A 20527-nucleotide genomic window follows, 5' to 3' on the forward strand; every position below is an offset into this window, starting at 1 on the left:
AAATACTAACCTCTGATATTTTCAGAGGTTTTTTTGTTTTCCAAAATCTAACCTTCATATTCTGATATTTTTTGATCTTTTTTTAGCATTATTATAATGATCATTAAACTATCTTTATCTTAAAAATTTATAGCTATGAACTATATTCTTTTTGATGGTCCTGTTCGCAATGCTTTATTGCCTTTTACATATACGCGTCCTGTTGCAGATATCCGTATTGGGATTCTGACGATTAGAGAAAAATGGGAAAAATATTTAGGATACACGACCACTACAGTTACTGAAGAATATCTAGAAGAGAGCTATCCAATGGTAGAAATGGAGGAGAATATTCTTATAAACTCTTCTTTTATACCAAATGAAGGTGTTGTAGAGTTGGTGAAAGATCTAAAAGAGAATCAGGCTATATTTTTTGGAGAAGAGGTAATTGCATTTTATACAAAAGAGGGGCAAGAAGATGTAGATTTAAGTACCTATGAGGCTTTTGAGTACGAAGGAGAATGTTTGCAGTTGCAAAACACTTGGGATATTTTTTCGAAGAATGGAGAGGCTATGGAAGCCGATTTTAAACTGTTGACTTCAGGAAGGAGAAGTGAGCCGATCCCGAGTAGTAATAATGTGATTGCTCCAAATAATATTTTCTTAGAAGAAGGAGTAACGATAGAGTTCTGTACGCTAAATGCTACAAACGGACCTATTTATTTAGGGAAGGACTCTTTAGTTATGGAAGGGAGTATTATTAGAGGAGGTTTTTCTCTTGGGGAGAACTCTATTGTTAAAATGGGAGCTAAAATATATGGTCCAACTACTATTGGGCCAGGTTGTAAAATAGGAGGAGAGGTTAATAATTCTGTTCTTTTTGAAAACTCAAATAAGGGGCATGAAGGATTTTTAGGGAATTCAGTCTTAGGAGAGTGGTGTAATATTGGAGCAGATACCAATAGTTCAAACTTAAAGAATGATTATTCTCCAGTTCGTTTATGGAATTATGAAACTGAAAATTTTGCTAAAACAGGATTGCAGTTTTGTGGAATGATGATGGGAGATCATAGTAAGTGCGGAATCAATACAATGTTTAATACTGGGACTGTTATTGGTGTAAACGCTAACATTTTTGGAAGCGGTTATCAGCGTAATTTTATACCTAGCTTTAGCTGGGGTGGTGCTAATGGTTTAACTACATACCAACCTAAAAAAGCTTATGCAGCTGCTGAAGCAATGATGAAGAGAAGAGGGGTTGCGTTTACAGAGGCTGATAAAGCTGTGCTAGATCATGTTTTTGAAACTAGTAAAAGGTGGCGTAAGGAGTAAATCTAATTTCAGTCACTTTTTTAAAATTTATTAATGTTTCTCGAGCTTATCTTATTCGAGATCATTTACTTTCAAATAATTAAAATATTAAAAACCAAAAGGCTAGTACTTTAATACCTCCAAATAAGTTGGTATATTTGTACGCTTTTTTCTGTGGCTCTATATGTGTTTCAGAAAGGTTTAAAATTTGTCCAAAATGGAAAGAAAGAAAGTTGCATTTTATACTTTAGGTTGTAAGCTGAATTTTTCAGAAACATCTACTATTGCTCGTAATTTTACTGAAGAGGGATTTGATAGGGTTGATTTTTCTGAAAAGGCAGATATTTATGTTATTAATACTTGTTCTGTAACGGAAAATGCAGATAAGCGTTTTAAAACAATAGTAAAGCAAGCACAAAAGGTAAACGAAAATGCTTTTGTAGCTGCAATTGGATGTTATGCTCAATTAAAGCCAGAAGAGTTAGCAGATGTTAATGGAGTAGATTTGGTACTTGGAGCAACCGAGAAGTTTAAAATTACAGATTACTTAAACGATCTTTCTAAAAATGATTTTGGAGAGGTTCATAGTTGTGAGATTGAAGATGCAGATTTCTATGTTGGAAGTTACTCTATTGGAGATAGAACACGTGCATTTTTAAAAGTTCAAGATGGGTGTGATTATAAATGTACTTACTGTACGATTCCACTTGCAAGAGGAATTTCTAGAAGTGATACTTTGGAGAGTGTTTTAAAGAACGCTAAAGAAATCTCTGAGCAAGGAATAAAGGAAATTGTACTTACTGGAGTTAATATTGGTGACTACGGTAAAGGTGAGTTTGGGAACAAAAGGCATGAGCATACTTTTTATGAATTGGTAACTGCTTTAGATGAAGTGGAAGGAATAGAGAGACTCAGAATTTCTTCTATTGAACCGAATCTTCTTAAAAATGAAACGATAGATTTCGTTTCTAAAAGTAGAACGTTTGTTCCTCATTTTCATATTCCATTGCAAAGTGGAAGTAACCATATTCTCGGATTGATGAGAAGACGTTATAAAAAGGAATTATATGTAGACCGTGTAAGCCAAATTAAAGAGGTGATGCCGCATGCGTGTATTGGAGTGGATGTTATTGTAGGTTTCCCTGGGGAGACGGAAGAGCATTTTCTTGAGACTTATAATTTCTTAAATGAATTAGACATTTCATATTTACATGTATTTACTTATTCAGAAAGAGATAATACTGTAGCTGCTGAAATGGATGGTGTTGTTTCTAATAAAGTTCGTGCTAAGCGTAGTAAAATGCTGAGAGGATTATCTGTTAAGAAAAGAAGAGCTTTTTATGAAAATCAAATAGGAACAACAAGAACAGTTCTTTTTGAAAGTGAAAATAAAGAAGGATATATACACGGATTTACAGAGAATTATGTGAAAGTAAAAGCACCTTGGAATCCTGGTTTGGTAAATACGTTGCAAGAGATAACTCTTACTAAAATCGATGAAGATGGTATGGTGAGAATAGCATTTGCAGAAGAGCAAGTAGCTGTAAATTAATAAAAGAAGTCTTTCTTAAGGAGGTAGTTTAATCGCTGCCAATTAGAGCAGTTTCGAAATATTTGTATTATAAAATAAGATATTTCGATGCTGCTCGAAAAGACAGTAATTGTCGTTCTAGACAATTTTTTAAATTCTAATTCCTACTGGTAATAAATCTTTAAATTCTTTGTGTTTTCTAAGAAAACCAGCGATTTGGGGACTTGTAGGAACTACACTTAAATTTTTCTCTTCAATATGCTTCAAAACAGTTGTAATGAATGCATCCTTGAAGTCTGGATCTGTTACCTCTTCTGGGATAACAAGTTTTGTTAAGAAGATTTTTCGTTCTTGAGAAGCATACTCTATTTTAGCTAGCTTATCATCAATTTTTGTTTCAAATTGGCGCAAAAACTCATTGTCATTAATTACTACTTCATTCATTATTATGAGGTTTAAAAATCATTAATAATTAGTGCTCAGAATCCTATTTGCTATTACGAAACGTATATTTCGTAAAGTAAGTTCCATCGGATTCGATATAATTAATTTAAGGTCGGTAGTCTTATTGAAGGAGAATTATATACCTTTAGCAGCGCAAAGGTACGAAAAAAATAGCTAACCTTCTATTTTTCAATTATTAATATCGATGAAAGCAGAGTTAATACATGTTTATTTGATGCCAGGCATGGCCGCGAGTTCTTCAATCTTTGAAAATATTAAGTTGCCTGAAGATGTTTTTAAAATTCACTATTTAGAGTGGGAAGTTCCTAAGCCAAAAGAAACTTTGGAGGAATATGCTGAAAGAATGGCAAAGACCATTCCTTATGAATCGCCTGTATTAATAGGGGTTTCCTTTGGAGGGATTCTTGTGCAGGAAATGGCTAAATATATTTCAGCAAGAAAAATAATAATTATATCCAGCGTTAAAAGTAATAAGGAACTTCCTAAGCGAATGCTTCTTGCAAAGTATACGAAGCTTCATAAATTATTGCCTACAGGATTGGTTAGTAATATCGAATTGCTTGCTAAGTATGCATTTGGTGATGTTTCTAAAAAGAGGTTGCATTTGTATGAGAAATATCTTTCCGTTAGAGATAAGTTTTATATAGATTGGTCTATTGATAATATTGTAAATTGGCAGCAGTGCGATGCTCCATTAGAAGTGATTCATATTCATGGAGATAAAGACCCTGTTTTTCCTATCGGAAGAATAAAAAATGCTATTAATATTAAAGGTGGAACTCATATAATGATCATCAATAAATATAAGTGGTTTAATGAGAATTTACCTTTGCTAATCTTAGGAAAATAAAAAATCTAATTTTGTATATTTATAAAAAAAAGAGAAAATAATGAAACGTTTAAAAAATATAATCATTTTAGGAGGTGTAGTTGCTGTTTCTGCAGTTTTTATCAATGCAGTTCAAAGTACAAACACTGGGCAGACATATAGCAAAGAGGTGACAAAAGTTGTGGATAGCACGAGTTTTGTTAATGATTATAATGTATATGCATTAAAAATTCCTGATGGAATAAATTTTGCTGGTGAGCGCGCTCCTATCGAAGATCCAGACGTAAAAGAGAGAATGGATCGTGAGTTAATGGTGAATACTTATTGGCAGTCTAACGGTTTGTTGCTTATAAAGAGAGCCAATAAATACTTTCCGATTATAGAGCCGATTTTAAAAAAACACGGCGTTCCAGACGATTTAAAATATATTGCAGTTATAGAAAGTGGACTTACGCAGGCTGTTTCTCCAGCTGGAGCAACGGGATTCTGGCAGCTAATGAAGGGAACTGCACGTGAATATGGTTTAGAGGTAAATGATAATGTAGATGAGCGTTATCACATTGCGAAAGCTACGGAAGTTGCGTGTGAGTATCTTAAAAAAGCGAAAGCTAGATTTGGTAATTGGACAATGGCAGCCGCAGCATACAATGCAGGTCAGTTTGGAATGGCAAAACAGTTGGAGAGACAAGATGTAGAAGATTATTATGATGTTTTATTGGGGGAAGAAACTGGGCGTTATGTATTTAGAATTTTAGCAATTAAAGAAATATTATCACACCCTAAAGAGTACGGTTTTAACTTTGAAGAAGAAGATTTATATACAAATATTCCAGTAAATAAAGTGGAAGTAGATACTGTGGTTACAGATTTCCCTGCGTTTGCAAAGAAATTTGGAATCAATTATAAGATTTTAAAAGTTCATAATCCTTGGTTAAGAGATGCACACCTTAATAATGCATCAAGAAAGAAATACTTTATAGAAATCCCAAAGGATGGGTATTACCCAGCTGTTAACTAATGTGGTATTATATAAAGGAACATCTTTGGGAGTTTTTATTATTGCTGAATTATATCTTGGCGTTAATTGCTGCGGTAACAATTTTGTTAAAAAATATTAACCCCACAAAGACTCTTTCTTATTTAATAGCGCTTTTAGCCTTTCCTTTTGTAGGTCTTATAGTTTATTATTTTTTCGGACAAGATTATCGGAAGTTTAAAATATTCAAGAAAAAGAATGTTTTAAATCAGAAGAATATAAAAGATTGGGCACAACAGCTTATTTTAAATAAAGAAGAAGCTTACGATATAAGTGCGGATGCTTTACATGGAAATACTAAAATAATAGAGCTTGTAGATAGCGAAAAACGTTCACCGCTAACTGTTAATAATAAAGTAGAGATAATAATTAATGGAGAAGAGAAGTTTAAAAGGCTCTTTGAAGATATTAAAAAAGCTACGTCTAGTATTCATTTAGAATATTATATTATTAATGATGATGAAATTGGCGGGGAGTTGATTGATTTACTTTGCGAAAGAGCAAAGGATGGAATTCTGGTTAGAATTAACTACGATTCTGTTGCGAGTTCTTTTACGCAGAAATCAATCCGCTGTTTAAAGGAAAGTGGAGCAAAAATGTATCCTTTTATGCCTGTGTACTTCCCAAAGTTTGCTAGTAAAGTAAATTATAGGAATCATAGGAAAATAGCGGTTATAGATGGTAAAATTGGTTATGTTGGAGGTATTAATATAGCCGATGAATATGTAAATAAAGAGGGAAGACGCTATTGGAGAGATACACATTTAAGGATAGAGGGTCAGGCTGTTGGAATTCTTCAGTTTCATTTTTCTTTAGATTGGGACTTTGTTACGGATAACGATATCGAGATTGACGAAACTTGGTTTCCAGATACGGAGATTACTCATAAAACACCAATGCAGATCGCTGCAAGTGGTCCAGATACAGAATGGGCTAATATAATGGAAGCGATGTTTACGGCCATTAATTCCGCTAGTAGATATGTTTATATTACAACACCATATTTTATTCCTAATGATGAAATGACTTTAGCGATGTCTACTGCATCGAGAAGTGGTGTAGATGTTCGTTTGATAATTCCTAAGAGTTGTGATTCTTGGGCTGCAAAATATGCTACCTATTCTTATTTAGAGACTTTATTGAAGGCAGGAGTTAAGGTTTATTTATATGACAAAGGGAATATTCATGCTAAAACTATGATTGTAGATGATGTTTTTACTACGGTAGGAACTTCTAATATGGATTACCGTAGTTTTCATATAAATTTTGAAATAAACGCTCTGATTTATGATGAAAAGATAACGAAAGAGTTGTTGGAGATTTTTATAGATGACCTTCAGTATAGCGAACAAGTAGATGCAGAGAGGTGGATGGATCGTGGACTTTCACAGCGATTAAAAGAATCTTTCTGTAGATTATGGGCTCCTTTATTATAAAAGGTATGGGTCGAAAAAAAAACCTAGAAAAGAGCTTTTTTAAAAAAGCTCTTTTCTAGGTTTTTTTGTTTAAGTCGTTAATATAGAAGAAGTAATATTTTCTGCTGAAAAGAATTAGATTTTCTTCATTTGCTGTTGCATCATTTTAATTTGATCTTTCAGCATATTTTGTTTGTCGAGTTTTTTCGCTTCATTTAAAAGCATTGTAGCCTCTCTTTTTCTACGTTTTTGCATTGCAATACCAGCAAGACTTAATTTTGCCATTGCCAAATCATAATCCATACTCAATCCTAATTTTATAGCTTTTTTGAAGTATTTTTCAGCAGCAGTAAGATTAGTTTGAGAAGATATAATCCCTTTTAGGTAATTATAATACCCTTGTTGTTTTGTAATTAATGCAGTTTCTGGGTTCTTAATTTTGTTAAGCCATTTTTCAGTTCCTGCCATATCTTGCTTTCTCATTCTTAAAAAAGCAAGCAAAATCATCTCGTTTCTAAAGTAAAGGAAGATAAAAATAAGTGAAAGTAGAATTAAAAAAATCCCATTACCTATTTGGCCTTCAATGAATTGATAAATCGCGTAAGCAATGATTAACGCTGCAATAACTAATTTTATATTTTTGTTGAACATATTGGGTATTTTCAATTGAAGTGCAAAGGTAAGAAAATAAATAAAAATATTTTTAAAAAGGTATTTGTAAAAGTAAAAAGTCTTTGTATATTTGCGCCGCGCTTTTGTGAAGTATATTGCAAGCCGAAAGAGATAGAATTACCAAAGAGATAAAGATATTACAATGAGTAAAAGAACATTTCAACCCTCGAAGAGAAAAAGAAGAAATAAGCACGGTTTCAGAGAAAGAATGGCCTCTGTTAACGGTAGAAAGGTGCTTGCTAGCAGAAGAGCAAAAGGTAGAAAAAAGATATCAGTTTCTTCAGAACCTAGACACAAGAAATAATGGTCTATTTTGATTATTAAAATATAAGGTGTTACTTTTATGAGTAACGCCTTTTTTTATACCCAACAACATCTTATATTTATACAATACGTTATTAAAAAATGCCAAAAAGAGAAAACTTAAAGAGTATATTGTTAATAGGTTCAGGTCCTATTATTATCGGGCAAGCATGTGAATTCGATTATTCTGGTTCGCAAGCATTACGATCACTAAGAGAAGATGGAATAGAAACTATTCTGATTAATAGCAATCCAGCTACAATCATGACAGATCCATCAATGGCAGACCATGTCTACTTAAAGCCATTAACTACAAAATCTATTATTGAAATCCTTAAAAAGCATCCAAATATTGATGCAGTTTTACCTACAATGGGAGGACAAACTGCACTTAATCTTTGTATTGAAGCTGATGAAAAAGGAATTTGGGAAGATTTTGGAGTAGAGATTATTGGAGTTGATATCGACGCTATTAACATTACGGAAGATAGAGAGCAGTTTCGTGAATTGATGCTTAAAATAGGTATTCCAATGGCGCCACAAGCTACCGCTACATCTTTCCTAAAAGGAAAAGAAATAGCGCAAGAGTTTGGATTTCCATTGGTAATTAGAGCATCTTATACTTTAGGAGGAGCTGGAGCATCTATTGTTCATAAACCTGAAGATTTTGACGAAATGTTGAGTCGCGGTCTTGAAATCTCTCCTATACATGAGGTGATGATTGATAAGGCTCTGATGGGATGGAAAGAATACGAGCTAGAATTACTTCGAGATGATAATGATAATGTTGTTATTATCTGTACAATCGAGAATATGGACCCAATGGGGATTCATACAGGAGATTCTATAACTGTTGCACCAGCAATGACACTTTCTGATAGAACGTTCCAAAGAATGCGTGATATGGCTATCCATATGATGCGTAGTATTGGAGATTTTGCAGGAGGATGTAATGTACAGTTTGCAGTAAGTCCAGACGATAAAGAAGATATTATAGCGATAGAAATTAACCCACGTGTATCTAGATCTTCTGCATTAGCTTCTAAAGCTACAGGATATCCTATCGCAAAAATAGCTAGTAAATTAGCTATTGGGTATAACTTAGACGAACTTAGTAACCATATTACAAAATCTACTTCTGCTTTATTCGAGCCTAGTTTAGATTATGTGATTGTAAAAATACCTCGTTGGAACTTCGATAAATTTGAAGGATCAGACAGAGAATTAGGGTTACAAATGAAAAGTGTTGGTGAGGTAATGGGAATTGGACGTTCTTTCCAAGAGGCATTACATAAAGCAACACAGTCTCTAGAGATCAAAAGAAATGGTCTTGGAGCAGATGGAAAAGGATATAAAGATTACGACCAAATAATAGATAAATTAACGCATGCTAGTTGGGATCGTGTTTTTGTAATTTATGATGCCATCCAAATGGGAATTCCATTGAGTCGCATTCATGAGATTACTAAAATCGACATGTGGTTCTTAAAACAGTATGAAGAGTTATCATTCTTAGAAAAAGAGATTTCTACATTCAAAATAGAAACTATTTCTAAAAGCCTATTGCTAGAAGCAAAACAAAAAGGTTTTGCAGATAGACAAATAGCACATATGCTTGGATGTTGGGAAAGTGAAGTTCATACGAAGCGTGATGAAATGAATATTAATAGAATCTACAAATTAGTAGATACTTGTGCTGCTGAATTTAAAGCACAAACGCCATATTATTATTCAACTTTCGAAGATGTTATCGAAACAGCAGACGGAAAAGTATATTCTGAGAATGAAAGTGTTGTAACTGATAAAAAGAAAATTATAGTTCTTGGTTCTGGACCAAATAGAATTGGACAAGGAATTGAGTTCGATTACTGCTGTGTACACGGAGTTTTAGCTTCTGCAGAGTGTGGTTATGAAACGATCATGATTAACTGTAATCCGGAAACTGTTTCTACAGATTTTGATACAGCAGATAAATTATACTTCGAGCCTGTTTTCTGGGAGCATATCTACGATATTATCCGTCATGAGAAGCCAGAAGGTGTAATTGTTCAGCTTGGAGGGCAAACGGCGCTTAAATTAGCTGAAAAGCTTGATAAGTACGGAATCAAGATTATAGGAACTAGTTACGACTCTTTAGATCTTGCAGAAGATCGTGGTAGCTTCTCTACTTTATTAAAAGAAAACGATATTCCTTACCCAGAATTTGGAGTAGCAGAAACAGCAGATGAAGCTCTTGCTTTAGCAGATAAGCTTAACTTCCCAATTTTGGTGAGACCTTCTTACGTATTAGGAGGACAAGGAATGAAGATTGTTATCAATAAAAAAGAGCTAGAAGAACACGTAGTAGATCTTTTAAGAAAGATTCCTAATAATAAACTTCTTTTAGATAATTATTTAGATGGAGCTATCGAAGCAGAGGCAGATGCAATTTGCGACGGAGAAGATGTCTACATAATAGGTATAATGGAACATATTGAGCCTTGTGGTATTCACTCAGGAGATTCTAATGCTACTTTACCACCGTTTAACTTAGGGGATTTAGTACTTGAGCAAATTAAAGATCATACTAAAAAGATTGCCTTAGCACTAAATACAGTAGGTTTAATTAACATACAGTTTGCTATAAAAGATGATAAGGTTTATATAATTGAAGCCAATCCTAGAGCTTCTAGAACAGTGCCTTTCATTGCAAAAGCTTACAAAGAGCCGTACGTAAATTACGCTACAAAAGTGATGCTAGGAGCGAAGAAAGTAAAAGATTTTAACTTCAATCCGCAACTAGAAGGATATGCAATTAAGCAACCTGTTTTCTCTTTTAATAAGTTCCCTAATGTAGATAAGAAATTAGGACCTGAAATGAAGAGTACAGGGGAGAGTATATTGTTTATCGATAGCTTGAAAGACGATGCTTTTTACGATCTATATCAACGTAGAAAAATGTATTTGAGTAAATAATTCAGATATTATATCATACAAAAAAGGCTGTTGAAATCTCTCAACAGCCTTTTTTATGTTGTAATTTTATTATGAACAATAGGTAATAAGGAGTGAAGTTATAATAGCAATTCCGAAGCTTAAAAGCGTTCCTATTAAGATGTATTCTGTTAACTTTCTATCTTTTGCTTCTGTAAGATCACTAAATCTAAAAATTGATTTAGCTGCAATTAAAAAACCAACTCCTTCCCAATGGTTGGTAAGAATAAACGTGAAAACTAATAGGCGTTCCAGCATTCCGATATATTTCCCTGCATTTTCTAAAGAATCTCCCTTGTCCATTTCTGTTTTAGGGGTATAAATAGATATGATTGTTTTTATTAAAATGGATGCAGGCTGTGTTAAAAAGATGATTCCTGTTCCTATTAATAGTGTTTTCTGATTTATAATGTCTGTAATTATTATTTCTGATGGACTACATATAATACAAATAATAGCAATTACAATAATGTGTAAAAGCTGGTCTATAAAGAATAATAATCTTCTGTTTTCTTTTGTCTGAAGTATGAGTTTAGCAGCATCGATACAAAAATGTGTGATTCCTATAATAAGAGGGATATACCATAGTTGAAGATCCCATATAAATAGATATGACAGTAAAACATGAATAAATGTATGAAGGTATAGCTTGGGTGATTTTAATTTTTGATCCTCCTTTTCAGCAACCCATTTTTTAGATTGAAAAGTAAAATCTCCCAATAAATGTGCTAAGAATAGCTTTAAGAATAACACCATATCTCTATTTTTTTATAACATGCTTATTTTATGTCGGTACATTAAATCGAGCTCCATAATTTCATCAAAAGAAGCTCTTTTTATACGCTCACTAACAGCACTTTGTTTAATTCCTATTAAATCCCCTAACTCTTCCTGTGACAAACCGGGATTTTCTATAGCGGTTTTTATAATCTCCGCAGAGTTTGTTGTCCAGTTATCCATTGCTATTAATGCGAGCTTAAAGTAAAGATTGAGTTCTTTATTTATGGTTTCACTAGCAGTCATAATAGCGAGATTTATTTTTTGTTGCTTTAATTTCTCAAATTGTAGTCCCGAATTTACAAAAGCACTCCCATTAGATTCAGAAATTGATTTACCTTCATAGGTTTTCTCTCCAATCCCAATTGAAATCCGAACATCAATCCCTTTTATACTTCTCATAGTAGACTTTATTAAAACAGCCATTAAAAAAGTGCTATATATGTCTTCTATTTCTACTTGAAAACTATCACCTCTATATACCTCCCAAGAAGTATCAGAAGTAGTAATCTTACTGAAAACCTCTTTTAAAGGGGTTAACCATTTCTCAGGGTCTTTGCTTCCTCTTGAATTTATAATATCTCCTGTTAAAACACCTGTCATAATCTTTTGGTTAAAGTAGGATGTAAAAAATCGTTCATAGTTTAAACTATTGTTTTAAACGTCAATAATTCACAATAACGGGTAATTAGTCAATAATAATTAATATTGGTTTTTAACCCAATAATGACAAATATCGGTTTTTTAATCAATAATTACAAATATTCTTTTAGGAGTAGGAGTTTTTAGATATCAATCTTTACATTGTAGCCTTCCAATTCATGGATAAGCTCATTAACAGTATAATCAAGTTCATTAGCATAATCATGACGCTCTTTGCGGAGTTGATTTCTTTTTACACTTTTAAAGAAACGTTTTAAATCCTTTTCAGACTCTAAAATTAAACCAGGAACTTTGACACTATTTCCTTCATCATCTTTAGCTACCATTGTAAAATATGAAGAATTACAATGTTTAACGGTTCCATTTTGAATGTTTTCTGCTTCCACACGAATTCCAACTACGATAGAAGTATTCCCCACAAAGTTTACAGAAGCTTTCATGGTTACGAGCTCTCCAATCTCTATTGGTTTTAAGAAATCTACGGTATCTACAGAGGCGGTAACACAATAGGAACCACTGTATTTAGAAGCGCAAGCAAATGCTATTTGATCTAAAAGAGATAATATAAAACCTCCATGTATTTTCCCACTAAAGTTTGAGTGGGAGGGAAGCATTAATTCCGAAATTTCTAATCTAGAATCGCTTACAGGTTTAAATTTTGGAGTCATGTATAAATTGGTGTTTTAATTAAAGATATGGATGTGAAATTATAATAATTTATTTTGGTTGGTTCCTGGTAGTTCTTCAATATCGTCGTCGTCAGAAGCACGATTAAGCCATTTTTGGTCTATTTGTTTGCTTGCTTTGGCGCCTAATTTTTTTAATTTTTCTACACGTCCTAATAAGTTTCCTTTACCAGTAAGTTTGGTCATAGAACTGCTGTAGGTATTCTGAACTGTTTGTAATTGTTTACCTACCTTTTCAAGATCGTCTAGAAGGTTTTTAAACTGATCGTATAGACGTCCCGCTTGAATGGCAATTTCCATGGCATTTTTATGCTGCTTGTCGTTCTGCCACATACTATCAATAGTGCGTAATGTAGCTAAAAGTGTAGAAGGCGTAACAATAATAATATTTCTCTCAAAGGCAATATTATAAAGCTGTGGTTCCTGTTGTGATGCTATAGCAAACGCAGGCTCCATTGGAATAAAAAGTAAAACGAAATCAGGACTTTCAATTTTATACAAATCATGATAATTCTTTGCACTCAATTGATCCACGTGTTTTTTAATAGAATTTACGTGCTCTTTCAATAACGCAGGCTTTAGCTCATCATCCTCTTCATTTACATAACGTTCATAAGCTATTAAAGAAACCTTCGAATCGACAATCATTTTCTTATTGTCAGGCAAATGGATAATTACATCTGGAAGTACTCGTTTTCCTTCATCCGTAGTAAAACTATTTTGAACAGTATATTCACTTCCTTTTTCTAATCCAGATTTTTCTAATACCCTTTCTAAGACTAATTCACCCCAATTACCTTGCATTTTAGTGTCTCCCTTTAATGCTTTTGTTAAGTTGGAAGCCTCTTTTGTTATTTGCTGATTGAGTTCTTTAAGGTTTACTAATTGTTGTTGTAAGGCAGAATGACGAGTAATACTTTCTTTATTACTATCTTCAACTCGCTTCTCAAAATGCTGTATTTTTTCTTGTAATGGGTCTAGAATGTTTTTAATATTTACTTTGTTCTGAAGCGTAAATTTTTCTGATTTTTCTTCTAAAATTTTATTGGCAAGAAGCTGGAAGTCTTTAGTAAAACGTTCTTGAAGTTTTTCTACTTCTTCTTTTTGTTCTTTGTTTTTTTCTAATAGATTGTCAAAATCTACTTCCTTTCTAGAAAATTGAATCGCCAAAGAATCTTTTTCTTGTCTGATGGCTTCTTTAGCTGAAATTTCTTTTTCTATAGTATTGTTAAGTTGAGCGATTTGTTGAAGCAGTTGATTTTCTCGTTCTTCAAAAGCACCTTGATTGTTATTACTTTTTAATTTCTGAATATAGATCCCGATAAAGATTCCGAAAGCAGCAAAAATAAATGCGACAATTATTAAAAGAAGATTTTCAGTCATTATATGTATTTTCGTTGAAACTTTAAGTTTTTAATTAAGACGTAAAGATAAAAGATTAGCATTAATTAAATGCTTTCCATATTAATAATTGACAATTCATTGTAAAGTAGTATTTTAAATAAAAATAAAGAAACCTATGCCGCTCCAGCGCTTGTTATATACACTAAAGTACTTCATAATATTTTTTTCTGTTTGCCAAATATTTGGACAACGGAGACCTCCCATTCATAACTTTAACATTCACGATTATCAAGCAGGAATTCAGAATTGGGGAATCGCCTATGGAGATAAAAATGTATTTGTTGCCAATAACGAAGGACTGCTTGAGTTTGATGGAAACACCTGGAGGTTTTATGAGTTGCCTAATAAAACAATTGTTCGTTCTGTAGCTTATTTTGATGGAAGAGTATACACGGGTTCTTATGAAGAGTTTGGTTATTGGGAGAAAACAAAGACTGGAGATTATAACTATGTGAGTCTTAGTGAGCGTATTTCAGGGAAAAATATTGAAACAGAGTCTATTTGGAGTATTTATAAGCTTAAAGAAGCTATTATTTTTAAGTCTTTCAGCGGCATCTTTGTATATGAAAATGGAAGGATAAAAACGATCAAAGCGGGAACTACAATTTTAGGAGGTAATGTGGTTAATGATGAGTTTTTTGTCTTCGGAAGAGAAAAAGGAATTTATAAACTTAAAGATGATAAGCTACTTCTGGAGTCAGAAACAGCACTTTTAAAAGACTTCAAAGTACAATCTATCGCTCCTTTTGAGGAAGGTAAAGTAATGATAGGAACTTCTTTAAATGGTTGTTTTATATGGGAAAATGACAGGATAACGCCATGGAAACATCCATTTAATGAGCTGATGAAAGAAAATCAGCTAAACAAAATTAGTATAGAAAAAGATTATATTTTTCTAGGAACCATAAAAAATGGGGTTTACGTATACAACCGTAAAAACAATCAATTTTATAACTTAAATGTTCGGAACGGACTTCAGAATAATACAGTTTTAGGAATTTTATTTAACGAGAGAGGAACATTGTGGCTTTCTTTAGATAATGGTATTTCTGCGGTGCCTATAGATTTTGATGGGTACTATTTAAATCCTTCTCAACAAGATATTGGAGGAGTCTACGATATGGTTTCCTATAATAATAAAACATATATAGCTACAAATACTGGAGTGTATGTAGGAAATCAAGATGGAATAAAATTTATAGAAGGTTCTCAAGGGCATATTTGGAACCTTAGTTTGGTTGACGATGTAATTATCTGTGGGCATAATCTTGGAACTTATGAGATAAAAAATGATAAATGGACAAGTATATCTAATCAGAATGGTGGTTATGTATTTAAAGAGCTGGAGGGAGTTCCAGATACGTATTTGCAAGGGAATTATTCTGGACTTACTTTATATAAGAAAAACGGAAACGGTTGGGATGTAAAGGATGTAGAAGGAATAGATTTTCCAGTTAAAAATTTAGTTTTCGAAAAAGACCATATCGCATGGGCTGCACATACCTATAAGGGAGTGTATAGAATTCATTTTTCAGAAGATTATTCTAAAGTAATAAGGGTAGAGGAGCAGTATAATAAATATTTCCAGAACAGTTATTTGATCAAGTTGTTTAATATAGAAGGTCAGATTTCATTCTATAATGAAGGGAAATGGTTTATGTTTAATCCTTTAGAAAGTAAAATTGTAGATTTTGAATCGCTAAATACTATTTTAGGAAAAGATAGTGATGCATACCCAATTACCGATGAAGGGGTGAATCCTATTCTTTTTAAGAAGTCAGATGGGACTTTATTTATTAGAGAGCAATTAAATAATGCGGAAACTCAATTTTACTTACCAACACGATACTATCAAAATCGATTATTAAAAAATGACGAGCGCGCAATTGTTGTAAACGATTCTATTATTCAGATAGCGCTCTATAATGATATTTTAGCTGTTAATACAAATAGAATTAGTAGTCAGAAAGAACCTGAAGCTCCTTCTATTCATAGGATTTTGAAAAATGGTACACCTTTAACTTTAGATAGCTTACCTACGTTTAAACAACGGGATACTATTGTTATAGAGACCTCGCTACCTTTTCTATCTAATAGTACAATTGTTTATTCACTTCCTAATGTAATGGATTCTGAATATAGAGAAGCTAAAGATGGAAAGATCGTAATTACTAATTTGCCTTATGGGGAAACGACTGTAGATATACGAACAAAAGTGAAATCTAAAATTTCAGATACAGGTGTAAAACTAGCAATTGAAACACAAAAGCCATGGTATTTAGGTGTTTGGGGAATACTATTAGCAATTTTGATATTCTTGATTATAGGTCTAGTGGTGCTTACAATTAATAAGTATATGCTCATCCGACATAAAAAGTATTTAGAGGATCAATTTGAGCACCAAAAGGAGTTGAACCGAAAAGAGGAAGCATTAATACATGAGAAGAAACTCAATGAGCTTCAAAAATTACAGCATGAAAAAGAGCTTAAAGGTAAAACCAAAGAGTTGGCAAATACAGCTCTAGAAATGACAAAAAAGAATGAGATACTTTCAGATTTAAGGGAAGAATTGGTTTATTTTAAATCTGAAATAATTGATAAGTTACGCTTTAATAAGCTTTTAAAGAAAATAGATCGAAATATTAATAATGCAAACGACTGGGAGATTTTTGAGTCTAACTTTAATCAAATACACGATTCATTTTTTAAGAATCTAATAAAACTGCACCCAGAGAAATTAACTTCAAAAGATCTAAAATTATGTGCCTACCTCAAGATGAATCTATCAAGTAAAGAGATAGCTCCATTAATGAGTATTTCGGTAAGGGGAGTTGAAATTCATAGATACCGACTTCGTAAGAAACTCAACCTTTCTTCAGAACAAAACCTTAACGAATATCTAATGAATATCTAATTCCTAATTTTAATAGTTAATATTAAGTACTACACTTTGTTTTGAAAAGGAGCTTTAATTAGCTCTTATTACGTAACCTATTTTTAAATTAAATTCTTACACGTATTTAAGGGCGATTTATTGCAATTTATTCAGTTAAAAACAGGAGATATGTGAGCTTTAGGTAATAAATTTTAACAATTATAGTAATGTTAAACTCACAAAAATTTAAGTTTTAATCGAAAATTCATTATTTTTTAGTGTCTCAAATTGAGAATTAGGCAACAATAAATTACATCATTACTACATCAAAATACTGTTTTTAATACTTCATTGTATGTTTTAACACCTACTTATCTCTTTAAATACAGGGGATACAAACAATTCGAGTTAATGATGTATTTAAGGTGAGGTGATTTACAACTACATCGTTGTAGTTTATAATAATTTTAAGAAGCTAACTTTAATATTTAAGAATAATGAAAAATTATTTATTGACATTTATATTGTTATGCTGTTTTTCTGGGTTCGCCCAACAGCAAACAATAACTGGTGTTGTAACGGATGATCAAAACTTACCGTTACCAGGAGCATCAGTTTTAGTAAAAGGGACAACAAACGGAACCCAAACAGATTTTGATGGTAACTATACATTAGATGCTTCGAGTGGGGAAACCCTCGTTTTCTCATACGTAGGTATGGATTCTAAGGAAGTTGTAGTAGGAAGTTCATCAACCATTAATACAACTTTAGTAGTATCTACAAATCAACTCGACGAGGTAGTTGTTGTGGGTTATGGTACGCAAAAGAGATCAGATCTAACAGGTGCTATTGTTTCAGCAAAGTCTGAAGATATTGCTGAACAGCCTGCTTTAAATGCAATGCAGTCCTTACAAGGAAAAGTATCAGGGGTTAATATTATTAATAGTGATGCACCTGGAACTGATCCTAAAGTAGTAATTAGAGGAGTAGGTACTGCTTCTGCTGGTAGTTCTCCTTTATATGTAGTGGATGGAATTACCGTAAGTAATATTCAGAATATTAGTCCTAGTGATATCGAAAGTGTAGATATTATGAAGGATGCTTCTTCTGCGGCAATTTATGGTAGTGATGCTGCGAATGGTGTGATTATCATCACTACTAAAAAGGGTAAGTCTGGAAAAGCTAGAATTAAAGTAGAATCATTTTACGGTGCAAAATCAGTTTTAAACCCTGTTAAAATGGCTAATGGAGAGCAGTATGCCACTTATTTTAATGAGAAACAGAGCTCAATAGGTGGAGGGTATCAATTACTAACTAATCAAAAATATGATACAGATTGGTATGATGAGCTAATTGGAACTGCTTTTTCAAATAATAATAGTGTTTCTGTTTCTGGAGGATCTGATGTAGCAGATTACTTTTTTAGTGTAAATAATTACAATGAGGACGGATTATTAAAAGATCAGAAATACAATAGGACAACTGTAAGAACAAATAATACTTTTAAGTTATTTGATGGAAGGTTAAGATTAAGTCCTAATTTAAATTTATCCTTTACTAACGAAAATCCAAAAGGATCAAGTCCTTTTAATGATGCTTACAGACAGTCACCTTTGGTTCCAGTTTATTATGAGTCAGGACAATTTGGACAAAGCTATGTAAATCAAACAACAGGAGAGGTTACATATATAGCTGCTCCAGGAGAGTCTATTGGGAGTCTAAATTCTATTGGAAATCCTGTTGCGAATGAGTATTTTGATAATCAAAAAATTCAAACAACTAATATTCAAGGGATATTCAATGCAGAGTTTGATATTACAGATTGGCTGAAAGTAAGTTCACGTTTTGGAGCTACAAAATACTATTATACCAAGAGAGTTTTTAATGATACAAAAGGAAGATGGCTTGCAGCAAACCCAAATAGAACGTCTGAACAATTTGATCAGTTAAAAGAAGATAATCCAACTTCTTTGGAATATGCAAATAATGATATCTCTTATGAAGATTTAGAGCAATTCCGTTACAATTGGGATAGTTTTTTGACTTTTGATAAAACTTTTGATAAGCATAGTGTAAATATTCTTTTAGGGTTAACAAAAGACTTAAGAAATGATAATTCTAGAATGTATGTTAAGGGCTATGATGTGCCAGACCAAGAGCAGTATTGGAATGTAGATTTAGCTTCTTCTCAATATGCGAAAATTGCAGAACAGAATTTATCTAATATCAGAACAAAGCTTTCTTATTTTGCAAGACTTCAGTATAATTATGATAATAAATATTTTCTTACTGCAAACTTTAGAAGAGATGGTGATAGCTACTTTAAAGAAAATAAAGAATATTGGGGGAATTTTCCATCAGTAAGTGCTGGTTGGGTAATTTCTCGTGAAGAATTTATGAGTGATTCTTGGATTGATTTTCTTAAGTTACGTGGAGGTTATGGTAAACTAGGAAATGCAAATGTGCCACAATTAAATACGAGTACAATCTCTACAAGTACAGGAAGTAGTAGTAACAACTATGTGTTTGGACCTAATCAAGACTTAATTTTTGGTTCTAGTTTTGGAACTCCAGTGACTGAGCTTACTTGGGAGAAAACGAATGAAATTTTTGCAGGGATGGATATCAGTATATTTAATAGTCGTTTAACTGCAAATTTTGATTACTACGATAGAACTACAGAGAATGCAATAATGAATGTAAAACCGTTATTAAATTCAGCTTATCAACAATCTTATTATGACCACGGAGGGAAAGTGAAAAATGAAGGTTTTGAAATTGCTCTAACATGGAAAGATGATGTTTCTGAAGATTTCTCTTATAGTATCGGTGTAAATTATGGATATAATAATAACACTTTAGAGAATGTAAAACCAGCATATGATGGTAATACTGGAGGAAGTTTGTCAAATGGACAGATAACTAAGCGATTAGAGGAAGGCCAGCCACTGTATGCTTGGTGGATGTATGAAGCAGAAGGTGTGTGGCAAACTCAAGAAGAGATAGATAATACCACAGCTTATCCAAGTACTCCTAAGCCAGGATACTTAAAATATAAAGATCAAAATGAAGATGGTGTAATTGATGACAGAGATAAGAAATTCTTCGGATCTTATTTACCGTCTTTTAATTATGGAATTAACTTAGGTTTGAATTATAAGAGATTTGATTTTAATTTAGATGCTTTTGGAGTAGGCGGAAACAAAGTGTATAATGGGTTAAAAGGGGTAAGAATAGATGGAGGAGAGAATGTTACTCAAGACGTATTTAATGAGAGATGGACAGGAGAAGGATCTACAAATGTAAACCCAGGTGCAGATAGAGATGCTTTAGCTTCTAGTTATTATCTTGAAGATGGAGATTATTTAAGGATTAATAATATATCTGTGGGATACACTATTCCAGAAGATGTATTGAAAGCTTTTACCAAAATAAGAATTTATGCGACCGCTCAGAATCCATTTCTTTTTACTGATTACAGCGGCTTTACTCCAGAACTATTATCCTCAGGATCTCCAAATGGGACTGCAGGTATAGAGCTTTCAGCATATCCTAATGTAAAAACATTCTTATTAGGTGTTAATATTGAATTATAAAAATATAAAAGC

Annotated in this window: 15 protein-coding genes; 9 read left to right on the plus strand and 6 right to left on the minus strand. The window is 32.7% G+C overall.

The annotated features are described in order from the left end of the window. Positions 1–135 precede the first annotated feature (135 nt). Both JM658_RS10335 and mtaB read left to right on the plus strand, forming a co-directional pair. Positions 136–1311, plus strand: coding sequence for a GlmU family protein (locus tag JM658_RS10335; protein ID WP_236959185.1), 1176 nt, complete (start codon positions 136–138; stop codon positions 1309–1311). Positions 1312–1507: 196 nt separating this feature from the next. Further along, positions 1508–2842 carry a tRNA (N(6)-L-threonylcarbamoyladenosine(37)-C(2))-methylthiotransferase MtaB gene (mtaB, locus tag JM658_RS10340; protein WP_236959186.1) on the plus strand — a complete coding sequence of 445 codons (1335 nt, stop codon included), beginning with the start codon at positions 1508–1510 and terminating at the stop codon, positions 2840–2842. Between the two features lie 129 nt (positions 2843–2971). Here the strand turns inward: mtaB and JM658_RS10345 are convergent, their stop codons facing one another. Further along, positions 2972–3265, minus strand: coding sequence for a GNAT family N-acetyltransferase (locus JM658_RS10345; RefSeq protein WP_236959187.1), 294 nt, complete (start codon positions 3263–3265; stop codon positions 2972–2974). 205 nt (positions 3266–3470) lie between these two features. Here JM658_RS10345 and JM658_RS10350 point away from each other — a divergent pair, with 205 nt between their 5' ends. From JM658_RS10350 to cls, 3 genes are read left to right on the plus strand one after another with little or no spacing between them, the layout of a single operon-like run. Further along, positions 3471–4136 carry an alpha/beta fold hydrolase gene (locus JM658_RS10350; RefSeq protein ID WP_236959188.1) on the plus strand — a complete coding sequence of 222 codons (666 nt, stop codon included), beginning with the start codon at positions 3471–3473 and terminating at the stop codon, positions 4134–4136. Between the two features lie 40 nt (positions 4137–4176). After that, positions 4177–5133 carry a lytic transglycosylase domain-containing protein gene (locus JM658_RS10355; RefSeq protein ID WP_236959189.1) on the plus strand — a complete coding sequence of 319 codons (957 nt, stop codon included), beginning with the start codon at positions 4177–4179 and terminating at the stop codon, positions 5131–5133. Beyond that, positions 5133–6587, plus strand: a complete 1455-nt coding sequence (gene cls, locus JM658_RS10360) for a cardiolipin synthase (protein ID WP_236959190.1) — start codon at positions 5133–5135, stop codon at positions 6585–6587. Before JM658_RS10355 ends, cls begins: the two co-directional genes overlap by 1 nt. Positions 6588–6701: 114 nt before the next feature. Here the strand turns inward: cls and JM658_RS10365 are convergent, their stop codons facing one another. Then, positions 6702–7217, minus strand: coding sequence for a DUF2892 domain-containing protein (locus tag JM658_RS10365; RefSeq protein ID WP_236959191.1), 516 nt, complete (start codon positions 7215–7217; stop codon positions 6702–6704). A 163-nt stretch (positions 7218–7380) separates the two neighbouring features. On the opposite strand from JM658_RS10365, the gene rpmH reads away from it, so the two are divergent. Both rpmH and carB read left to right on the plus strand, forming a co-directional pair. Continuing rightward, positions 7381–7542 (plus strand): 50S ribosomal protein L34, encoded by a 162-nt coding sequence (gene rpmH / locus JM658_RS10370; protein ID WP_236959192.1) that lies wholly within the window; start codon positions 7381–7383, stop codon positions 7540–7542. Between the two features lie 101 nt (positions 7543–7643). After that, positions 7644–10496 carry a carbamoyl-phosphate synthase large subunit gene (gene carB, locus JM658_RS10375; protein ID WP_236959193.1) on the plus strand — a complete coding sequence of 951 codons (2853 nt, stop codon included), beginning with the start codon at positions 7644–7646 and terminating at the stop codon, positions 10494–10496. A 69-nt stretch (positions 10497–10565) separates the two neighbouring features. Here the strand turns inward: carB and JM658_RS10380 are convergent, their stop codons facing one another. The 4 genes from JM658_RS10380 to JM658_RS10395 form a co-directional block, all read right to left on the minus strand. Next, complete coding sequence (locus JM658_RS10380) at positions 10566–11270, minus strand: DUF3307 domain-containing protein (RefSeq protein ID WP_236959194.1); 705 nt, start codon at positions 11268–11270, stop codon at positions 10566–10568. A 12-nt stretch (positions 11271–11282) separates the two neighbouring features. After that, the gene (locus tag JM658_RS10385) at positions 11283–11894 is read right to left on the minus strand and encodes a SatD family protein (RefSeq protein ID WP_236959195.1); all 612 of its coding nucleotides are present in this window, start codon (positions 11892–11894) and stop codon (positions 11283–11285) included. A gap of 182 nt (positions 11895–12076) precedes the next feature. Further along, on the minus strand, positions 12077–12622 hold the full coding sequence (locus JM658_RS10390) for an acyl-CoA thioesterase (protein WP_236959196.1): 546 nt from the start codon (positions 12620–12622) through the stop codon (positions 12077–12079). 39 nt (positions 12623–12661) lie between these two features. Next, positions 12662–14023, minus strand: coding sequence for a DNA recombination protein RmuC (locus JM658_RS10395; RefSeq protein ID WP_236959197.1), 1362 nt, complete (start codon positions 14021–14023; stop codon positions 12662–12664). Between the two features lie 136 nt (positions 14024–14159). Here JM658_RS10395 and JM658_RS10400 point away from each other — a divergent pair, with 136 nt between their 5' ends. After that, entirely contained in the window at positions 14160–16958 is a 2799-nt protein-coding gene (locus JM658_RS10400; protein ID WP_236959198.1) for a helix-turn-helix and ligand-binding sensor domain-containing protein, read from the plus strand. 458 nt (positions 16959–17416) lie between these two features. Further along, positions 17417–20515: a SusC/RagA family TonB-linked outer membrane protein gene (locus tag JM658_RS10405; protein ID WP_236959199.1), complete on the plus strand. Its 3099-nt coding sequence runs from the start codon at positions 17417–17419 to the stop codon at positions 20513–20515. The last annotated feature ends 12 nt before the right edge of the window (positions 20516–20527 follow it).

The organism is Joostella atrarenae, assembly GCF_021764745.1.
GTDB classification, from domain to species: Bacteria; Bacteroidota; Bacteroidia; order Flavobacteriales; family Flavobacteriaceae; genus Galbibacter; species Galbibacter atrarenae.